This window comes from Aquamicrobium terrae (assembly GCF_052978165.1).
Genome location: NZ_JBRKLZ010000001.1, coordinates 2,716,588 through 2,736,991, shown reverse-complemented (window position 1 = coordinate 2,736,991; position 20,404 = coordinate 2,716,588). Strand labels below are relative to the sequence as shown.

General features: G+C 65.7%; 17 protein-coding genes. 10 read left to right on the top strand and 7 right to left on the bottom strand.

The genetic code is table 11. The features are described from left to right. Nucleotides 1-32 precede the first annotated feature (32 nt). Both xdhA and uraH read right to left on the bottom strand, forming a co-directional pair. On the bottom strand, nt 33-1,511 hold the full coding sequence (xdhA, locus tag ACVCNR_RS13395; protein ID WP_447075138.1) for a xanthine dehydrogenase small subunit: 1,479 nt from the start codon (nt 1,509-1,511) through the stop codon (nt 33-35). A gap of 3 nt (nt 1,512-1,514) precedes the next feature. After that, on the bottom strand, nt 1,515-1,889 hold the full coding sequence (gene uraH / locus ACVCNR_RS13390; RefSeq protein ID WP_354199194.1) for a hydroxyisourate hydrolase: 375 nt from the start codon (nt 1,887-1,889) through the stop codon (nt 1,515-1,517). Between the two features lie 183 nt (nt 1,890-2,072). On the opposite strand from uraH, the gene puuE reads away from it, so the two are divergent. From puuE to ACVCNR_RS13340, 10 genes are all read left to right on the top strand, one after another. Next, nucleotides 2,073-3,506 carry an allantoinase PuuE gene (gene puuE / locus ACVCNR_RS13385; protein ID WP_447075137.1) on the top strand — a complete coding sequence of 478 codons (1,434 nt, stop codon included), beginning with the start codon at nt 2,073-2,075 and terminating at the stop codon, nt 3,504-3,506. Between the two features lie 25 nt (nt 3,507-3,531). Next, the gene (locus ACVCNR_RS13380; protein ID WP_354199263.1) at nt 3,532-4,371 is read left to right on the top strand and encodes a bifunctional allantoicase/(S)-ureidoglycine aminohydrolase; all 840 of its coding nucleotides are present in this window, start codon (nt 3,532-3,534) and stop codon (nt 4,369-4,371) included. Then, nucleotides 4,368-4,877 carry an ureidoglycolate lyase gene (locus tag ACVCNR_RS13375; RefSeq protein ID WP_354199198.1) on the top strand — a complete coding sequence of 170 codons (510 nt, stop codon included), beginning with the start codon at nt 4,368-4,370 and terminating at the stop codon, nt 4,875-4,877. Before ACVCNR_RS13380 ends, ACVCNR_RS13375 begins: the two co-directional genes overlap by 4 nt. Further along, complete coding sequence (locus ACVCNR_RS13370) at nt 4,874-5,467, top strand: nucleoside deaminase (protein ID WP_447075136.1); 594 nt, start codon at nt 4,874-4,876, stop codon at nt 5,465-5,467. The genes ACVCNR_RS13375 and ACVCNR_RS13370 overlap by 4 nt, the downstream gene beginning before the upstream one ends. Nucleotides 5,468-5,779: 312 nt before the next feature. Continuing rightward, nucleotides 5,780-7,372, top strand: a complete 1,593-nt coding sequence (locus tag ACVCNR_RS13365) for an ABC transporter substrate-binding protein (RefSeq protein ID WP_354199202.1) — start codon at nt 5,780-5,782, stop codon at nt 7,370-7,372. 10 nt (nt 7,373-7,382) lie between these two features. Next, on the top strand, nt 7,383-8,345 hold the full coding sequence (locus tag ACVCNR_RS13360; RefSeq protein WP_447075135.1) for an ABC transporter permease: 963 nt from the start codon (nt 7,383-7,385) through the stop codon (nt 8,343-8,345). Between the two features lie 9 nt (nt 8,346-8,354). Continuing rightward, nucleotides 8,355-9,185: an ABC transporter permease gene (locus ACVCNR_RS13355; RefSeq protein WP_354199206.1), complete on the top strand. Its 831-nt coding sequence runs from the start codon at nt 8,355-8,357 to the stop codon at nt 9,183-9,185. Then, on the top strand, nt 9,178-10,848 hold the full coding sequence (locus tag ACVCNR_RS13350; protein WP_354199208.1) for an ABC transporter ATP-binding protein: 1,671 nt from the start codon (nt 9,178-9,180) through the stop codon (nt 10,846-10,848). The genes ACVCNR_RS13355 and ACVCNR_RS13350 overlap by 8 nt, the downstream gene beginning before the upstream one ends. A gap of 147 nt (nt 10,849-10,995) precedes the next feature. Next, entirely contained in the window at nt 10,996-12,585 is a 1,590-nt protein-coding gene (locus tag ACVCNR_RS13345) for an ABC transporter substrate-binding protein (protein ID WP_354199210.1), read from the top strand. A gap of 101 nt (nt 12,586-12,686) precedes the next feature. Then, nucleotides 12,687-13,526: an alkaline phosphatase family protein gene (locus ACVCNR_RS13340; RefSeq protein ID WP_447075134.1), complete on the top strand. Its 840-nt coding sequence runs from the start codon at nt 12,687-12,689 to the stop codon at nt 13,524-13,526. Between the two features lie 47 nt (nt 13,527-13,573). Here the strand turns inward: ACVCNR_RS13340 and ACVCNR_RS13335 are convergent, their stop codons facing one another. The 5 genes from ACVCNR_RS13335 to ACVCNR_RS13315 all read right to left on the bottom strand — a co-directional run bounded on the left by ACVCNR_RS13335 (nt 13,574) and on the right by ACVCNR_RS13315 (nt 20,401). Then, the gene (locus ACVCNR_RS13335) at nt 13,574-15,163 is read right to left on the bottom strand and encodes an ABC transporter substrate-binding protein (RefSeq protein ID WP_354199214.1); all 1,590 of its coding nucleotides are present in this window, start codon (nt 15,161-15,163) and stop codon (nt 13,574-13,576) included. A gap of 22 nt (nt 15,164-15,185) precedes the next feature. Then, a complete protein-coding gene (locus ACVCNR_RS13330; RefSeq protein ID WP_447075133.1) occupies nt 15,186-16,133 on the bottom strand; it encodes an alpha/beta hydrolase in 948 nt (315 codons plus the stop codon). Between the two features lie 41 nt (nt 16,134-16,174). Further along, nucleotides 16,175-16,957, bottom strand: a complete 783-nt coding sequence (locus ACVCNR_RS13325; protein WP_354199218.1) for a carnitinyl-CoA dehydratase — start codon at nt 16,955-16,957, stop codon at nt 16,175-16,177. Between the two features lie 8 nt (nt 16,958-16,965). Beyond that, nucleotides 16,966-19,062 carry an acetate--CoA ligase family protein gene (locus ACVCNR_RS13320; RefSeq protein WP_447075132.1) on the bottom strand — a complete coding sequence of 699 codons (2,097 nt, stop codon included), beginning with the start codon at nt 19,060-19,062 and terminating at the stop codon, nt 16,966-16,968. 175 nt (nt 19,063-19,237) lie between these two features. Continuing rightward, the gene (locus ACVCNR_RS13315; protein WP_447075131.1) at nt 19,238-20,401 is read right to left on the bottom strand and encodes an acyl-CoA dehydrogenase family protein; all 1,164 of its coding nucleotides are present in this window, start codon (nt 20,399-20,401) and stop codon (nt 19,238-19,240) included. Nucleotides 20,402-20,404 lie beyond the last annotated feature (3 nt).

Sequence of the window (20,404 nt, the reverse complement as noted above, 5' to 3'; positions counted from 1 at the left end):
TCCTCACCGCAAAAGCGCCGTTCAACCGGCTGCTAGGCTGCGGCATATCTCGACACGAGCACCGGCGCCTCGGCACCGGACGTTTCCAGGTAGAAACGGCGCAGAAGGTTCTTCGCCGCCAGCATACGATATTCGGCCGTGGCGCGCATATCGGTCAGCGGCGTGAAATCCTGCTCATAGGCCGGGATCGCGGCCTCCACCGTCGATTCCGTCCACGGCTTGCCGGTCAGGGCCGCTTCCACGGCGCTCGCCCGCTTCGAGGTTGCCGCCATGCCGCCATAGGCGATGCGGATCGCAGCGACCGTGCCGTCCCCGGCCAGTTCCAGATGGAAGGCGCCAAGGGTAGCGGTGATGTCCTCCTCGCGGCGCTTGGAAATCTTGTGCACGGCGTAGCGGATGCCTTCAGCCGGCACCGGCACCTGGACGGATTCCACGAACTCGCCCGGCTGCCGGTCCTGCTTGCCATAGGCGATGAAGAACTCTTCCAGCGGGATGGTGCGCCGCGCCGTGCCCTTGCGCAGGGTCAGCGTCGAGCCCAGCGCGATCAGGGCCGGCGGCATGTCGCCGATGGGCGAGCCGTTGGCGATGTTGCCGCCGATGGTGCCCATGTTGCGCACCTGCTCGCCACCGATGCGGGCGATCAGCGCGCCGAGCGCCGGAATGCGCCGCGACAGGAAATCGAACGCCTCGCTGTAGGTGACGCCGGCGCCGATGGTGACGACGCCATCCTCGTCGCGCATGGAGCGCAGTTCCTTCACGCCGCCGATGAAAACGGTCGGCGAGATGTTGCGCATCATCTTGGTCACCCACAGGCCGACATCGGTCGAGCCGGCGACCACGGTGGCCTTGGGCTCCGCTTCCAGCACGGCACCCAGGTCGTCGACGCTCGCCGGAACGACGAAGCGCTGGCCGCCTTCGCCGATCTCGACGCGCGCGCCGTCATCAAGGGCCGCCAGCCGCGCCACGATCGACGCGCGCTCCTTCGCCAGCGGGTCCTCGGCCACCCGGCCGTAGCTGGAAATGGCGCGGGCGGAGCGGATGATCGCCTCATAGCCGGTGCAGCGGCAGAGATTGCCCTGCAGCGCCTTCTCGATCTCGAAATCGGACGGGGTCGGCGACTTCATCCACAGGCCGTAGAGCGACATGATGAAGCCCGGCGTGCAGAAGCCGCATTGCGAGCCATGGAAATCGACCATCGCCTGCTGCACCGGATGCAGCCTGCCCTCGTTCGGCGCCAGATGCTCCACGGTGACGACATGGCAGCAATCCAGCGACCCCATGAAGCGAATGCAGGCGTTGACGCCCTCATAGACGAGCTCGTCGCCCACCCGCTTGCCGACGAGCACCGTGCAGGCGCCGCAGTCGCCCTCGGCGCAGCCTTCCTTGGTGCCGCGCAGGTTCCGCGACAGGCGCAGCCAGTCCAGCAGGGTCATGTCGGGCGCGACCGAGGTCAGCACCACGTCGCGGTCGTTGAGAATGAAGCGAAGTTCGTTGCGGATTGCTGCGGCCATCACTCAGCTCCCCCGATAGGTGGAGTAACCATATGGCGAAATCAGCAGGGGCACGTGATAGTGCGTCTGTTCCGCCATGCCGAAACGGATCGGCACGACATCGAGAAAGGCCGGCTCGGAAAGCGCCACGCCCTGCCCGCGCAGATAATCGCCGGCGGCAAAGACCAGCTCGTATTCGCCGGCGCGGAATTCCTCGCCAGCGAGCAACGGCGCGTCGCACCGTCCGTCGGAATTGGTCACGACGGTCTTGAGCGCCGTGCGCTTGCCGCCTTCAATGCGAAACAGCTCGATGGAAAGACCCGCCGCGGGCCTCCCGGATGCCGTATCGAGCACGTGCGTCGTCAGACGGCCACCGGCTGCCTCAGCCTTTGCTCCCACTTGATCGCCTCCCGTTCAGGTACGTCGAATTTGCAGCCTCGGATTGTGCGCCATTTAACGGCGCGGCATAAGGGCTGCAGGCGGGAAACGGCCCAAAAACACTTTCAAATTTTTTGAGGGGAATGTCAGCCCTCCCCTTTCGATAATCTGTCATTCGCAATTGCCAGCCTGGAGCTATCGACGATGCGTTATGTGCGCGACATGCGTGGTTACGGAGCCAATCCACCCGATGCGGCCTGGCCCGGTGGCGCCCATGTGGCCGTGCAATTCGTGGTCAACTACGAGGAAGGCGGCGAGAACTGCATCCTCCACGGCGACAAGGCCTCGGAGGCCTTCCTGTCGGAGATCACGGGTGCTGCGCCATGGCCGGGCCTGCGCCATTGGAACATGGAATCCATCTACGAATACGGGGCCCGCGCCGGCTTCTGGCGCCTGCACCGCCTGTTCACCGGGGCACAGGTGCCGGTCACCGTCTACGGCGTCGCCTCCGCTCTCGCGCGCTCGCCCGACCAGGTGGCCGCCATGCAGGCCGCGGACTGGGAAATCGCCTCGCACGGCCTGAAGTGGATCGACTATCGCGACCATGACGAGGAGGCCGAGCGCGCCGACATGATGGAGGCGATCCGGCTTCATACGGAAGTGGTGGGCGAACGGCCGAAGGGCATGTATCTGGGCCGCACTTCGGTCTGGTCGGTGCGGCTGGCGGCTGCCGAAGGCGGTTTCGACTATATTTCCGACACCTATGACGACGACCTGCCCTACTGGCTCGACCATGACGGCCATGGCAACGCCATCGCGCCGCAGCTCGTCATCCCCTACACGCTCGACGCCAACGACATGCGCTTCGCCATCCAGGCCGGCTTCTCCGAAGGCGAGCAGTTCTTCACCTATCTGAAGGACGCCTTCGACACGCTCTACGCCGAGGGCAAGGCCGGCAAGGCCAAGATGATGTCGATCGGCCTGCATTGCCGCCTGATCGGCCGTCCCGGGCGCGTGGCGGCGCTGAAGCGCTTCGTCGACTACGTCAAGAGCCACGACAAGGTGTGGCTGCCGCGCCGCGTCGACATCGCCCGCCACTGGAAGGAGCACCATCCCTACAAGGCCCCGGCGCTGCGCCCTTCGCGCATGGACGAGGCCAGCTTCGTCAAGGCCTTCGGCGGCATATTCGAGCACTCGCCGTGGATCGCCGAACGCGCCTGGAAGCTGGAGCTCGGCCCGGCCCACGACAGCGCCGGCGGACTGCACAACGCACTGTGCCGCGCCTTCCGGTCGGCCAGCGAGACGGAACGGCTCGGCGTGCTGACCGCCCATCCCGACCTTGCCGGCAAGCTGGCGCAGGCCAAGCGCCTCACCCCAGAATCGACCGCCGAACAGGCGTCGGCCGGGCTCGATGCGCTGACCGACGAGGAGCGCGAGGCCTTCACCCGCCTCAACACCGCCTATGTGGAGAAGTTCGGCTTCCCCTTCATCATCGCCGTGAAGGACAACACCAAGGCGACCATCCTCGACGCCTTCCGCAAGCGCATCGACAGCGACCGCGCCACCGAATTCGAAACGGCCTGCAAGCAGGTGGAACGCATCGCCCTGCTGCGGCTCAGAGACGTGCTGCCCCACTAGGAATCCAAGAATGGACATGACCGCCATGCCCGAACGCACCTATTATGCACCGCGCGGCGGCCTGCCGCCCCAGAGCGACCTGATCACGGACCGCGCCGTCTTCACCGAAGCCTATGCGGTGATCCCGCGGCGGGAATTCAGCGACATCGTCGCCAGCTATCTGCCGTTCTGGGACAAGACGCGGCTGTGGGTGATCGCCCGCCCGCTTTCCGGCTTCGCCGAAACCTTCTCCCAGTACATCATGGAAGTGCAGCCCGGCGGCGGCAGCGACCGGCCCGAACCCGATGCCGACGCCGAGGGCGTCCTGTTCGTGGTCGAGGGCGAGGTCACCGTGACGCTGGACGGCGAGGCGCACCGCCTCACCCCCGGCGGCTATGCCTTCCTGCCGCCGGCCAGCGGATGGACCTTGCGCAACGCGGGCGCCGCCACGGCCCGTTTCCACTGGATCCGCAAGGCCTACGAGTTCGTCGACGGGCTGGAGCCGCCGGAGCCGATCTTCGCCAACGAGAACGACATCGAGCCGGTCGCCATGCCCGACACGGACGGAAAATGGGCCACGACACGCTTCGTCGACCCGGCCGACATCCGCCACGACATGCATGTGACCATCGTCACCTTCAAGCCAGGCGGCATCATCCCCTTCCCCGAAACCCACGTCATGGAGCACGGGCTCTATGTGCTGGAAGGCCAGGCCGTCTACCGGCTCAACCAGGACTGGGTCGAGGTGCAGGCAGGCGACTACATGTGGCTGCGCGCCTTCTGCCCGCAGGCCTGCTATGCCGGCGGGCCCGGCAATTTCCGCTACCTGCTCTACAAGGACGTGAACCGGCACGCGGTGCTGGGCGGCTTCGGGAGGCAGACATGAGCGGCATCATCCTCGCACAGCCCCTGACGCGCGAAAGCTTCGCGCCCTTCGGCGACGTCATCGACACCGATGGCGACAACCATTTCCCGATCAATGCGGGAAAATGCGAACGCCACCACGCGCTGGCCCGCCCGGAAGTGGGCGGCGACAATGCCCATGTGCTGATCTCGATCGCCCGCGGCACTCCCTACAGCTTTCCCCTCACCCTCGCCATGGTCGAGCGCCACCCGCTCGGCAGCCAGGCCTTCATTCCCATGTCGCCGCGCCCCTTCGTGGTGGTGGTGTGCCCGGACGGGCCGGACGGGCCGGGCACCCCGCAGGCCTTCCTGACGGCACCGGGACAGGGCGTGAACTACCGCCGCAACGTGTGGCACGGCGTCCTGACGCCGGTGGGCGAGGAGCAGGACTTCGTCATCGTGGATCGCGGCGGCGACGGCTCCAACCTGGAGGAATTCTACTTCTCCCATCCCTATGAGGTTCGCCTGCCGGAGGGTTTCCAGCCATGAGCGACGTGTCCCTCATCGACCGCCTGCTCGATGTGATCGAGCACGACATCGTGCCGAGGACGGCAGCCGGCGTGGAGAAGGGAAACAAGCTTTTCGGCGCGGCGCTGCTGCGCAAGACCGACCGTTCGCTGGTGCTGGCCGAAACCAACAACGAGGTCGAGAACCCGCTCTGGCACGGCGAGATGCACTGCCTGAAGCGTTTTTACGAGATGCCGAAGGCGGAGCGGGTCGATACGAAGGAGGCCATCTTCGTTTCCACCCACGAACCCTGCTCGCTGTGTCTGTCGGCCATCACCTGGGCCGGGTTCGACAATTTCTACTATCTGTTCAGCCACGAGGATTCACGCGACAGCTTCGCCATTCCCCACGACCTGAAGATCCTCAAGGAGGTCTTCACGCTCGAACCGGGCGGCTACAATGCCGAGAATGCCTACTGGAAAAGTTTTTCGATCCGCAAACTGGCGCGGGAAGCGCCCGAAGCAGAGCGTCGGCGGCTCGAACAACGCATAGCGGCGATTTCCGCCCGCTATGACGATCTTTCGGCGACCTACCAGGCCGGAAAGCACGAAAACGATATCCCGCTCAACTGAGCACTTTTCTATTTGCGACATTTCGAAGCGCGGTGACGCAGCCGGAATTTGACTGTTCCGGCTGCGAAATTTCGTTCGAGTACCGCCGATATCTGCCTCAACTCCGCTGAAAATGGCGTTTCTTGTCTGATTGCGACAAGTTCGCCGAACTTCTTAAAGCTCCGGCTTGTTCCAGCAGCGGCATGCAAATTACGCCAGCCCATGTCGCTTTCCGTCCGGTTCCGGCTTGACCTTGGCCGCATTATTCACCGTAATTGACCAATAAAAACGGCCATTGGGGTCGAACCACAGAGTAAGGGAGCTCAAACTAAAATGTCAGACGAACTGCATTTTCTGAGCCGGGCGGTTGCTGCGGGAAAACTTAGCCGGCGTGATTTCCTCGGCCGCGCTGCGGCGCTGGGCGTGGGCGCCGCGCTGGCCAACACGATGCTGTCGGGCGCAGCCCGTGCACAGGCGCCGCAGAAGGGCGGCGCCCTGAAGATGGGCCTGGTGGGCGGCGAATCCACCAACAGCCTCGACCCTGCCCAGTTCCTCACCCAGGTGCCGCAGAATTTCGGCTCCACATGGGGCGAGCTTCTGGTGCTCCAGTCGCCGGAAGACGGCACCGCGCAGCCGGTGCTGGCCGAATCCTGGGACGCCTCCGACGACGCCGCCGAATGGTCGTTCAAGATCCGCAAGGGCGTGACCTTCCACAACGGCAAGGACCTGACGCCCGAGGACGTGGCGCAGACCATCCGCCGCCATTCCGATGAAAAGACCAAGTCGGCCGCACTGGGCGTGCTGGGCGACATCAACGAGGTCGTGGTCGACGGCGACAACGTCGTCTTCAAGCTCAAGCGCGGCAATGCCGACCTGCCGCTGCTGCTGACCGACTACCATCTGATCATCCAGCCGAACGGCGGCTTTGACGACCCGACCGCGGGCATCGGCACCGGCCCCTACAAGGTCGAGGTCAACGAGCCCGGCGTGCGCCACATGTCGGTGAAATATGACGGCTACTGGCGCGACGACGTCGGCCATGTCGATTCGGTCGAGGTGATCGTCATGAACGACACCACCGCCCGCATGGCGGCGCTGCAATCGGGCCAGGTCCATATCATCAACCGTGTGGAGCCGAAGACGGTCGGCCTGCTCAAGCGTGCACCGGGCGTCGTCGTCGTCAACGTGCCGTCGAAGGGCCACTACATCTTCCCGATGTTCTGCAACACCGCGCCCTTCGACAATGCGGACCTGCGCATGGCGCTCAAGCTCGCCGTTGACCGCGAGCAGATGGTGCAGCAGATCATGCAGGGCTACGCCTCGATCGGCAACGATTTCCCGATCAGCAAGAGCTACGCGCTCTATCCCGAAGGCATCGAGCAGCGCACCTACGATCCGGACAAGGCGAAGTTCCACTTCGAGAAATCCGGGCACAGCGGCCCGATCCTGCTGCGCACCTCCGATGTCGCCTTCCCCGGCGCGGTGGACGCGGCGCAGCTCTTCCAGCAGCAGGCCGCCAAGGCCGGAATCCAGCTCCAGGTACAGCGCGAGCCCGGCGACGGCTACTGGACCGAGGTGTGGAACAAGCAGCCCTTCTGCGCGTCCTACTGGGGCGGGCGGCCGACGCAGGATTCCATGTATTCGACCGCCTACATCACCGGCGCCGACTGGAACGACACGCGTTTCTTCAACGAGAAGTTCGACAAGATCATTCTCGATGCGCGCGCCGAGCTGGACAACGCCAAGCGTACCGAACTCTATCGCGAAGCGGCGATGATCGTGCGTGACGACGGCGGCCTGATCCTGCCGATGTTCAACGACTTCATCGATGCCCATCGCGAGGAGGTGCAGGGCTGGGTCCTCGACCCGAACCACGAGACCTCCAACCTCAGGGCCGCCACCCGCGTCTGGCTGAAGCAGGGCTGAGACGCGCCTGATGGGAAGTACGCTTATTCTGCGGCTGATCGCCCAGCGCCTCGCGCTGGGCGTTCTCCTCCTTTTCGCCGTCTCGGTGCTGATCTTCGCGGGCACCCAGATCCTGCCCGGTGACGTGGCCCAGTCGATCCTCGGGCAGGCGGCGACGCCGCAGGCGCTGGAGAACCTGCGCCGCGACCTCGGCCTCAACGACCCGGCCTATATCCGCTATTTCCGCTGGCTGGGCGGCGTGTTGACCGGCGATTTCGGCACCGCGCTCTCCAACGGGCGCGACATCGCCGACGCGCTCGGCGGCCGGCTGAAGAACACCCTGTTCCTTGCCGCCTGCGCGGCGGTGATCTCGGTGCCGCTGGCCATCCTGCTCGGGCTGCTGGCGGTGCGCTACCGCAACGGCGTCATCGACAAGGCGATCTCCGGCTTCGCGCTGGCCTCGACCTCGCTGCCGGAATTCTTCATCGGCTATCTGCTGATCCTGTTCTTCGCCGTCGAGTTGCAATGGTTTCCCGCCAGTTCGACCGTCTTCGACACCATGTCGTTCGGTGCCAGGATCCAGGCCATCGCCCTGCCGGCGATCACCCTGACGCTGGTGGTGCTGGCGCACATGATGCGCATGACGCGCGCGGCGATCCTCAACGTCATGCAATCGGCCTATATCGAGACGGCCGAGCTGAAGGGCCTGTCGGCCTTCGAGATCATCCGCAAGCACGCCATGCCCAACGCGGTGGCGCCCATCGTCAATGTGGTGATGCTGAACCTTGCCTATCTCATCGTCGGCGTCGTCGTCGTGGAGGTGATCTTCGTCTATCCCGGCATGGGCCAGTATCTGGTCGACCACGTTTCCAAGCGCGACGTGCCGGTGGTGCAGGCCGTCGGCCTGATCTTCGCCGCCGTCTATATCGGCCTCAACATGATCGCGGACATCGTGGCCATCCTGGCCAATCCCCGCCTCAGGCATCCGAAGTGAGGACCGCGCGTGCTTGACCTGAAACGCATTCCCGTGAGCGCCCTGATCGGCCTCTTCCTGACGGCACTGTTCCTCTTCGCGGCCCTGTTCGCCCCGTGGATTGCGCCCTATGGCAATGGCGAGATCGTCGGCGACGTGTGGGGGCCGATTTCGGCCACGCATCTGCTCGGCACCGACAATCTCGGCCGCGACCTGCTCTCACGCATGATCTACGGCGCGCGCATCACCATCTTCATCGCGGTGGCGGCGACGGCGCTGTCCTTCATCCTCGGCTCGGTGCTCGGCTTCACCGCCGCCGTGGTGGGCGGATGGCTCGACCAGACCATGTCGCGCTTCGTCGACCTCCTGATGTCGATCCCGACGCTGATCTTCGCACTGGTGGTGCTTTCGGTGCTGCCGTCGACACTGGTCACGCTCATCCTCGTCATGGGCATTCTCGACGCCACCCGCGTCTATCGCCTTGCGCGCGCCGTGGCGGTCGACATCAACGTCATGGATTTCGTGGAGGCGGCCAAGCTGCGCGGCGAAGGCCGGTCCTGGATCATCTTCCGCGAGATCCTGCCTAATGCGCTGTCGCCGCTGGTGGCGGAGCTCGGCCTGCGCTTCATCTTCGCGGTGCTGTTCCTGTCGGCGCTTTCCTTCCTCGGCCTCGGCGTGCAACCGCCGAATGCCGACTGGGGCGGCATGGTCAAGGAAAACAAGGACGGCATCGTGTTCGGCATCCCGGCGGCACTGATCCCGGCCGGCGCCATCGCGCTCCTGGCAATCTCGGTCAACCTCGTCGCCGACTGGGTGCTGAACCGAACCTCCGACCTGAAGGGAGGCCGCGGCAATGGCTGAACGGACGAAGACGAACCCGCAGCGCCCCGGCACCGGAACGCTGCTCGACATCCGCAACCTGCGCATCGAGGCGACGGTCTATCCCCCCGGCGAAGACCCGAAGAACGTGGTCATCGTCGACGACGTGTCGCTCACGGTCGAGCGCGGCAAGGTGCTGGGCCTGATCGGCGAATCCGGCGCCGGCAAGTCGACCATCGGCCTGTCGACGATGGGCTATGGCCGCGGCGGCGTGCGCATCACCGGCGGCGAGGTCATCCTCAACGGCCGCGACATCCTCAGGAGCGAGCGGGGCCTGCGCAAGCTGCGCGGCAAGGAGGTGTGCTACGTCGCCCAGTCGGCGGCGGCGGCCTTCAATCCGGCCCACAAGCTCATGCGGCAGGTGGTCGAAGCCACGCTCGAACATGGCGTGTCGAACCGCGAGGAGGCCGAGAAGCGGGCCGTCGACCTGTTCCGCCAGCTCAGCCTTCCCGATCCCGAGAACATCGGCGACCGCTATCCGCATCAGGTGTCCGGCGGGCAGTTGCAGCGCGTCATGACGGCGATGGCGCTGTGCTCGAAACCCGACCTCATCGTCTTCGACGAGCCGACCACCGCGCTCGACGTCACCACCCAGATCGACGTTCTGGCAGCGATCAAGAGGGCGATCCAGGACACCGGCGTGGCGGCGCTCTACATCACCCACGATCTCGCCGTGGTGGCCCAGGTGGCCGATGACATCATGGTGCTGCGCCACGGCAAGACCGTGGAATGGGGCGAAACCCGCCAGATCATCAAGGAGCCGAAGCAGGATTACACAAGGGCTCTGGTCTCGGTTCATGCGATCGACCATGACGAGCACACGCCGACCCCGACGCCGATCCTCTCGGTCGACAACGTCACCGCCTCCTATGGCGGCGGCAAGGTCAAGGTGCTGAAGAATGTCAGCGTCGACATCCATCCCGGCCAGACGCTGGCCGTGGTGGGCGAATCTGGCTCCGGCAAGTCGACGCTGGCGCGCGCCATCACCGGCCTGCTGCCGCCGGAGAGCGGAACCGTCAGCTTCGACGGGCGCGTGCTTGCCAACCGGCTGGCCGACCGCCCCAAGGAGGACCTGCGCCAGCTCCAGATGATCTACCAGATGGCGGACGTAGCAATGAACCCGCGCCAGACGGTGGGCACCATCATCGGCCGGCCGCTGGAATTCTATTTCGGCATGCGCGGTGCCGAGCGCAACCGGCGCGTGGCCGAACTGCTCGACAAGATCGAGATGGGCAAGGGCTTCGCCGACCGCTATCCGGCCGAGCTTTCGGGCGGCCAGAAGCAGCGCGTGTGCATTGCGCGTGCCCTCGCCGCGCGGCCGAAGCTGATCATCTGCGACGAGGTGACCTCGGCGCTCGACCCGCTGGTGGCGCACGGCATCCTCAAGCTGCTGCTCGACCTGCAGGCCGAGGAGGACGTGGCCTATCTGTTCATCACCCACGACCTCGCCACGGTGAAGGCCATCGCCGATTCCATCGCGGTGATGTATCGCGGCGAACTGGTGCGCTACGGCCCCAAGAGCAAGGTGCTGACGCCGCCGTTCGACGCCTATACCGACCTGTTGCTGTCCTCCGTGCCGGAAATGGAGATCGGCTGGCTGGAGACGGCGATCGCGAGCCGGCGTATGGAGGCAGCCGGCAACTGACGCCTGCTTCCGGAAGCCGCCGCCGCACGATGTTTCGAACAGGCCGCGCCATGTGAAGGGCGGCCATTATCCGGCGCGGGGCCCTTGTGTCGCGCCGCCGTCATGATGGAAACGCTATCGTGACGTTCGCAAAACCGAAGGGAAAACATGTCTGACGAACTGAACTATCACGCCGCAAGATTGGCGCGGGGCGCCATGTCCCGTCGCGAATTCCTGGGCCGCGCCGCAGCGCTCGGCGTCTCGGCCATCGCCGCCGACGCCCTGATGGGCAAGGCGCTGGCGCAGACCCCTGTGCGCGGCGGCATTCTCAGGGCCGGCCTGCAAGGCGGCGAATCCACCAACACGCTCGACCCCGCGCTCAATCTCAGCCAGGTTCCGTTCAATTTCTGCAAGCAATGGGGCGAGTTCCTGTTCCGGCTGAACCGCGACGGTTCGCTGGAAAACCGGATTGCCGAGGATATCGGCGCCTCGGCCGACGCCCGCACATGGACGATGAAGATCCGCGACGGCATCGAGTTCCACAACGGCAAGACGGTGACCGCCGAAGACGTTGCCGCCACCATCGAACGCCATGCCGACGAGACGTCGAAATCCGGCGCACTCGGCATCCTTAAGAACATCAAGGCCGTGAAGGCGGACGGGCGCGAGGTGATCGTCACGCTGGCCGAGCCGGACGCCGACTTCCCCTATCTGATGGCCGACTACCATCTGGTCATCCAGCCCAATGGCGGCAAGGACGATCCGGCCGCCGGCATCAGCGCCGGCCCCTACAAGGTGGCGGCGAACGAGCCCGGCATCCGCTATGTCGGCGAACGCTTCACCAATTTCTGGGACGCGGATCGCCTCGGCTTCGCCGACCAGGTCGAGATCATCGTCATCAACGACCCGACCGCGCGCATCTCCGCCCTGCAAAGCGGGCAGGTGCACATGATCAACCGGGTGGAGCCGAAGATCGTCGAGCTGGTCCAGCGTGTCCCGGGCGTGTCGATCGAGAACGTGTCGGGCAAGGGCTACTATCCCTTCAACATGTTCTGCGACACCGCACCCTTCGACAACAACGACCTGCGCATGGCCCTGAAGCTCGCCATGGACCGCGAGCAGATGCTGCAGCAGATCCTGCGCGGCTACGGCACCGTCGGCAACGACTTTCCGATCAATGCGGCCTATCCGCTGTTCTCGGACGACGTCGAGCAGCGCGTCTTCGATCCCGACAAGGCGGCCGAGTTCTACAAGAAGTCCGGCCATAGCGGCCCGATCGTGCTGCGGACCTCCGAGGTCGCCTTTCCCGGCGCGGTCGATGCCGCCCAGCTTTACCAGCAAAGCTGCGCCAAGGCCGGCATCCAGATCGAGATCCGCCGCGAGCCGGGCGACGGCTACTGGTCCGAAGTGTGGAACAAGCAGCCCTTCTGCCTCTCCTACTGGGGCGGACGTTCGACCCAGGACCAGATGTATTCGACCGGCTACGCCTCGGATGCGGACTGGAACGACACCCGCTTCAAGCGGCCGGAGTTCGACAAGATGCTCTATGCGGCACGCGCCGAACTCGACGAGGGCAAGCGCAAGGCGATCTATCGCGACATGGCGGTCATGATGCGCGACGAGGGCGGGCTGATCGTGCCCTTCTTCAACCAGTTCATCGACGCGGTCCTGACCTCGAAAATCGGCGGTTACAACAAGCACACCGAGGGCGAGTTGATGGACGGCTATGCGCTGGCCGAATGCTGGCTCGCCGCATAGAAACCGCCACCTTGACGAGCCCGTCGGCAGGCGCCGGCGGGCTGCCCCACCGAAATCCCCTCCTGACGGCAAAGCCGGCATGGAAACTTGCGGAGCCTGCCATGGCGCTGAACACCAAGCTGCTGCTCATCATTCTCGACGGCGTGCCGTGGCGCAACTGGCGCCGGCTGTTCGGCAATCTGGAAGGCTGGGTGCAATCGGGGGACGCGCGGGTGTGGAAGATGCGCTCGGTGCTGCCGTCCACATCGGCCTGCTGCTACGCCTCCATCCATACCGGGACGCCGCCCCAGATTCACGGCATCCTTTCCAACGAGAACCGTTTCCGGGTCGAGCAGCCCGACCTGTTTTCCGAGATTTCGAAGGCCGGCGGCAAGACCGGCGCGGTGACCCATTCCTACTGGTCGGAATTCTTCAACCGCTATCCCTTCGATCTCGTCGAGGACATGGAATATGACGAGCCGGGCGGGCCGATCACCCGTGGCCGCTTCCACACCATGACCGGCTACAACGGCACCAACCAGATGACGCCGAGCGATGTCGACCTGTTCGCCACGCTGACCATGCTGACAAGGCGCCACGGCATCGACTACGGTATCCTGCATACCTGCACGCTGGATTCCATGGGCCATCGCTTCGGCCACGACTGCACGGAAATGGACCATGCCTGCTATGCCATGGATGGCATGCTGGCAGCCTTCCTGCCGAAATGGCGCGAGGCGGGCTATGAGGTGATCGTCACCGCCGACCATGGCCAGACCGACCGCGGCCATCACGGCGGCCGGGAAGACGACCAGCAGGATTTCGCCCTCTACTATTTCGGCAAAGGCAAGGGGCCCGACGATACGGCGCTGCTGGACCAGCTCCAGCTTGCACCGACAGTGCTCAATCTGCTTGGCCTTGCCGCACCGGCCAGCATGAAGGCCAAGCCCTTTCTGGTTTGACCTAAGCCGCCCCACCCGTCGCGTATGGGTGCGGCGGCAAGGGCGGGTCACTCCTGCAGCCAGCAGGACGCCAGGGCCAGGCCGGACATGAGCTCGCCGACCGGGTGCGGCTGGTAACCGCCCACCTTGTCGGAAACGGCATCCACCCAGTCGTTGAAGACGGGGATGATGGCGCCACCCTCGTCATGCACAATCATGGCGATGTCCCGGTACATGGCCTTGCGCTTGCCTTCATCCAGTTCCGCCCGCGCGGCAACCACCATCCTGTCGAAATCCTCGCGGCGGAAGCGGGTTTCGTTCCAGTCGGCGCTGGAGATGTAGGCCGTCGAATATTGCTGGTCCTGGGTGGGGCGCCCGACCCAGTAGGACGCCGAGAACGGCGAGACGTTCCACACCTCGGCCCAGTAGCCGTCGCCCGGCTCGCGCCGGACATCGAGCGTGATGCCGGCCCTGGCCGCGCTCTGTTGGAAAAGCTGGGCGGCATCGACCGCGCCGGGGAAGGCCACATCCGAGGTTTGCAGCACGATCGGCCCTTCATGGCCCGACTTCTTGTAGTGGAACGCCGCCTTGTCCGGGTCGAAGCCGCGCTGCTCGATGTCGTCGGAAAACAGCGGATAGGCCTTGTTGACCGGAATGTCGTTGCCGACGGTGCCGTAGCCGGCAAGGATCTTGTCGACCATCTCCTGCCGGTCGATAGCATATTTCAGCGCCAGCCTGAGGTCGTTGTTGTCGAAGGGCGGCGTGATGCACTGCATGGCAAACACATAGTGGGCGCTGCCGGTAATGTTCTGGATGGTGACGCCGGGAAGCCGCTTGACCAGTTCCACGACCTTGGGCTCGACCCGGTTCATCATGTGGACCTGACCGGAGCGCAAGGCGGCCATGCGCGCGGCCGAATCGTTGATGACGATGATCTCGACCTGCTCGGCATGGCCCCGCGCATCCGGCGCCCAGTAGCCGTCATAGCGCTCGCCGATCTCACGCACGCCCGGCTCATGCGCGGCGATCCTGTAGGGTCCGGTGCCGATGCCGGCCTCGGGCGCATCCTTGCCGCCGTCCGGCTGGATGATGAGATGGTAGTCGGTCATCAGATAGGGCAGGTCGGCATTGGCCTCCTTGAGCGTGACGATGAAGTCGTCGCCTTCCGCCTTCAGCGTCTCGATGCCGCGCAGCACGCCGAGCGCGCCCGACTTGGTGTCCTCGCCGGCATGGCGCTCGATCGTCGCGCGCACATCCTCGGCCGTCACCTCCTTGCCGTTGTGGAAGGTGACGCCCTTGCGGATCTTGAAGGTCCAGGTCCTGGCGTCCGCCGAGGCTCCATATTCGGTCGCCAGAAACGGCACCAGCGAGCCGTCGGGCGCCACATCCAGCAGTTTCTCGCCCCAGCAGCGGGCAAAGGCGCCCTTGACCTGATTGTTGATGGCGGCGGGATCGAGGCCGTCGGTAGATTCGCCGCCGACCAGCCCGGCCTTCAGCGCACCGCCCTTCACCGGGCCGCCCGCCCGCGCGGCGTTCGACAGAAGCAGCGAGGCCATGGGCGCGGCGACGCCAAGAGCCGCCGCGCGGCCGAGAAAAGCGCGACGGCTGAGGCGGTTGGCCACCACGCAACGGCTCAGGAAGTCCAGTTCGTCCGACATGTGCGTTCCCCTTCTTCTGCGTTCAGGACTGGTGATGCCACTCGCCCTTGCCGAGCGAGCGAATGGCTTCGACGATGCGGCTGAAGCTGTCACGGGCGCGCGCCACGGTATGGCGGGCGCGCAGATAGCCGTGCACGAGCCCCGGCTCGTCGATCCATCGCGCCTTGCCGCCGGCCGCGACGATCCTGTCGCGATAGTCGCGGCCGTCATCCGAAAGCGGATCGCACTCGGCGGTGATCACCACCGTCGGGGGAAGGCCGGAATAGTCGGTGTCATTGAAGGGAGCGAAGGTGACATCGCCGGAAATGTCGCGCCCGCCGGCCCGCATGTCCCGGTAGTAGTCCATGTCGCGCACGCTGAGCAGCGGCGCATCGGCATGGGTGAGGTAGGAGCCCTGCCCCAGCTTGCCGCCCAGACCGGGATATATAAGCACCTGGCCGATGGCGGCGCGCTCCTGGCCGCGCGTGGTGTGCGCCACGGCCGCAGCCAGGTTGCCGCCGGCGGAATCGCCGCTCAGCAGGATCGGCCGCGCATAGGTCCTCGCCGCCCACTCGAAGGCGGCGCGGCTGTCCTCATAGGCGGCGGGGTGGGTGTGTTCGGGCACCAGCCGGTAGTCGACCGACACGACCTCATAGCCGGTGCGCTGGCAGATTTCGGCGCAGACATCGTCATGGCTGTCCAGCCCGCCGAGGATGAAGCCGCCACCATGGAAATAGAGCACCAGCGCCGCATCGTCGGGCCTGGCATTGCGGTAGATGCGGATCGGGATCGCATGGGTTGGCGTCTCGATGGCCGTCGTCTCGGCGCTCACGCCCTCGGGATAGCCGGCGTGGAATTCCCGGCACATGCGGTCATAGGTTCGTCGCTGCTCCTCGACGCTGTGGTCGACCGCGTCCGGCGGATAGAAGCTGTTGGTTCGGTCGATGAAGGCCCAGGTTTCGGCGTCGATGAGCTTTGCGTAATCTGCCATGGTTCTCCTCTTCTCCCGCACCCGGCCGGCACTTCACGTGGTCATTTGCCCTTCCACACCGGATCGCGCTTTTCGGCGAAGGCCCGCGCGCCTTCCTGATAGTCCTCGGAATCGTAAAGGATATCGACGGTGGGCAACTGCCTGCGCATGACCTTGTTCATGGCTTCCTGGAAGGGCAGCCCCTCTGTCATGCGGGCCGTCTCCTTGATGGCGGCGAAGACCAGCGGCGGGCCGCTTTCCAGCAGGCGCGCGATCTCCCACACGCGCTGCTCCAGCCCGTCGGCCGGCAGCACCTCGTTGACCAGGCCCCAGCGATGTGCCTCGGCCGCATCCATCCAGCGGCCGGTCAGCAGAAGGTCCATGGCCACGTGATAGGGCATGCGCCTGGGCAGCTTGATCGTGGCGGCGTCGGCCAGCGTGCCGGCGCGGATTTCAGGCAGGGCGAAGGAGGAATGCTCCGACGCGTAGATAAGGTCGCAGGAGAGCGCCAGCTCGAAGCCGCCGCCTACCGCCATGCCGTTGACGCAGGCAATCACCGGCTTGTTGAGGTCGCGCAGTTCCTGCAATCCGCCGAAACCGCCGACGCCATAGTCGCCATCGATCGGATCGCCTTCGGCGGCCGCCTTGAGGTCCCAGCCGGCGCAGAAGAACTTTTCGCCGGCGGTCCTGAGGATTGCGACGCGCAGGTCCGGATCGTCGCGGAACGCCTTGAAGGTCTGGCCCATCAGCCGCGAGGTGGCGAGATCGATGGCGTTGGCCTTGGGCCGGTCGAGCGTGACTTCGAGGATGCCGCCCTCGCGGCGGGTTCTGATGACATCGGACATGACGCGCCTTAGTCTCCCTCCTGTGGGGATGTCGGGGTGCAGACCAGCAGCGCATCGGCGATCCACGCACCCCTGCCCTCATTGCAGACGATCAGCGGATTGATGTCGAGTTCCTCGATCCGGTCCGCATGCTCCACCACGAAACGGGAGATGGCGAGGATGGCATCCACCGCAGCGGAGATGTCCGCCTTCGGCCGGCCGCGATAGCCGTCGAGCAGCGGGAACAGCTTGAGGCCGCGCAGGGCCGTCTCGATTTCCGCACGCGCGGCCGGCAGCAGAAGCGTGTCGCTGTCCTTGAGCAGTTCGACCAGCACGCCGCCGCTGCCGAGCGTCATGGCCTGCCCGAACACGGGATCGCGGGTGAGGCCGACGATCAGTTCGCCGGCCGCGCCCGCCACCATGCGTTCGACATAAAGCCCGGTGCCGAGCGGCAGCAGCGCCGCGGCCGCATCCCGCACCTCGCCGGCGGACTTCAGGTTGAGCCGCACCGCGCCCAGTTCGCTCTTGTGGGCGACGCCCAGCGCCTTCAACGCGACGGGAAAGCCCAGGCTTTCGGCGGCGGCCACGGCCTCGGCCACGCTTGCGGCGCGCGCGCCTTGCGGCACGGCGAGGCCGGCACCGCGCAACAGCCGCTTGGCCTCGGCCTCGTCGAGAACCACCCTGCCCTCCCCCTTGTCGGAAGAACCGGCGTGGACTCCCCCAAGAGCAGACGCAGGGGGCCGGCTCCACGCCTTGCCGATGAAGGCGGCCGCCTCGGCCGCATCGAGGGCCTCGACAATGCCGTGCAAGGGCACGATCTCCCGCTCCAAAAGCCGCTCGGCATGCGGTTCCGGCAGGTTTTCCGGTAGGGAGGCCACGATGGCGCCGCGCGCACCGTTGGCCCGCAAGGCCGCCTCGAAGGCATCGCATGCCGCCGCCCAGTCGGCATCCGAGCAGCGGTCTGTGCGCGGGAAATCCAGCAGCAGCAGATTGAGATCGAAGCCGCCGGCGACAAAGGCATCGAAGGCCGCCGTCATCGCCGCGCGATCGTTCCAGATGAAGGTGTGGTAGTCGAGCGGGTTGGACGCCGTCACCAACGGCCCGAGCACGGCCTTGACCCTCGCCTGATGCGCCGGTGAAAGCGCCGGGAAGGCGACGCTACGGCCCTCGGCCGTGTCGGCCATCACCGAGGCCTCGCCGCCCGAACAACTCATCGAGGACAGGCGGCTGCCGGGCAACGGCCCGACGGCGTGCACCAGCTTCAGGCTTTCCAGCAGCGATGGGATGGAATTGACGCGCGCGATGCCGAGCCGCTTGAGGAAGGCGTCCGAGCCGGCGTCGGAACCGGCCAGGGACGCCGTATGCGACACGGTGGCCGCCCGCGCCTGCTCCGATCTTCCGACCTTCATGGCCACGATCGGCTTGTTCAGCTCGCGTGCCCGCATCGCCAGCCGCTCGAAACCGGCGACCGAGTCAAAACCCTCGATGTGGAGGCCGAGGCAGGAAACGCGCTCGTCCTCGATGAGGCCGAGCGCCATTTCCGACAAGCCGGTCTGCGCCTGGTTGCCCGCCGTCAACAGATAGGCGAGCGGCAGGCCGCGCTGCTGCATCGTCATGTTGATCGCGATGTTGGAGGACTGGGTGATGATGGCCGCGCCCCGTTCGCCGGGCTTCAGACGCCGGCCGCCATGCTGGTCCGGCCACAGAAGCGCACCGTCGGCATAGTTGATGAGGCCGTAGCAGTTCGGCCCGATGACCGGCATGCTGCCGGCTGCCGCGATCAGTTCCCCTTGCAGGCGGGCGCCATCCTCATCGTCAGCGCCGGCCTCCAGGAAGCCCGAGGCGAAGCAGATTGCCCCGCCCGCGCCCATCGCCGCCAGTTCCCGCACGATGTCGATGGTGGCGAAGCGGTTGACGCCGATGAACACGGCATCCGGCGCGCCCGGCAGGTCGGCAAGGGACGGATAGGCCCTGACGCCCTCGACCTCGGCACGCCTGGGGTGCACGGGCCAGACTTCACCGGCAAAGCCCATCTTCAGCGACTGCGCCACCACATTGGGCGCGAATGCCCCGCCGCCGACGACAGCGATGGATCCGGGGCGCAGAAGGCGTTCGAGGCGGTTCATTTTCCGGCCCCCCAGCACCCGCACCCCTGACCTCTCCCCACAAGGGGAAGGGGGACACACGGTTGCACAGAGCCACACACACATTGATGGTTCTGGCTCCAGCAGCGGCGAAGTCGTCCCCCTCCCCCTGGGGAGGGGTCAGGGGTGGAGGTATGAAACGCGAGAGGCTGCATCATCATCCCCCCACGGCCCTCAGCAAGGCGCGCGAGATGATGTGGCGCTGGATTTCGGAGGTGCCTTCCCAGATGCGCTCGACGCGGGCGTCGCGCCAGATGCGCTCCAGCGGCAGGTCGTCCATCAGGCCCATGCCGCCGTGGATCTGGATCGCCTCGTCGGCGACGAAGGCCAGCATTTCCGTGGCCTTCAGCTTGGCCATGGCCATGTCCTGATCGGTGACGGTGCCCTGATCGTATTTCCAGCCGGCCTCCATGATCATCAGCTCGGCCGCCTTCAATTCCGTCGCCATATCGGCCAGCTTGAAGGAAATGCCCTGGAACTTGCCGATCTGTTGCCCGAACTGCTCGCGCTGGGCGGCGTAGTCGATGGCATGCGAAAGCGCGCGTTCGGCCCGGCCCAGACAGGTGGCACCGACTTGCAGGCGGGTCGCGCCGAGCCAGCTATTGGCGACCTCGAAGCCCTTGTGCACCTCGCCAAGCACCTGTTCCTTCGGCAGGCGGCAATTGTCGAACTCCAGGATGGAGTTGGTGTAGCCGCGATGCGAGACGTTGCGGTAGCCGTCGCGCACGGTGAAGCCGGGCGTGCCCTTGTCGACGAAGAAGGCGGTGATCTTTTTGCGCTTGCCGCGCGGCCCGTCCTCCTCGCCTGACGCCATGAAGACGATGGCAAAATCGGCAATGTCGGCATGGCTGATGAAATGCTTGGTGCCGTTCAGCACCCAGTCCTCGCCGTCCTGTACGGCACTCGCCTTCATGCCGCGCAGATCGGAGCCGGCGCCCGGCTCGGTCATGGCTAGGCAATCGGATTTCTCGCCGCGAATGCAAGGGTGGAGATATTTCTCCTTCTGCTCATCCGTGCCGGCGAGCAGGATGTTGGACGGGCGCGCCACGCAGGTCCAGTGCAGCGCATAATTGGCGCGGCCAAGCTCCTTTTCGTAAAGCAGCCAGGTGACCGTATCGAGCCCGGCGCCGCCCACCTCCTCCGGCATGTTGGCGGCGTAGAGACCGGCGGCGATGGCCTTCTGCTTGATCTCCCCGATCAGTTCGGGGCGCAGATGACCGGTGCGCTCCACCTCCGCCTCGTGCGGGTAAAGCTCGTTCTCGACAAAGGCGCGCGTGGTCTCGACAATGGCGCGCTGTTCCTCGCTCAGGCCGAAATCCATCGC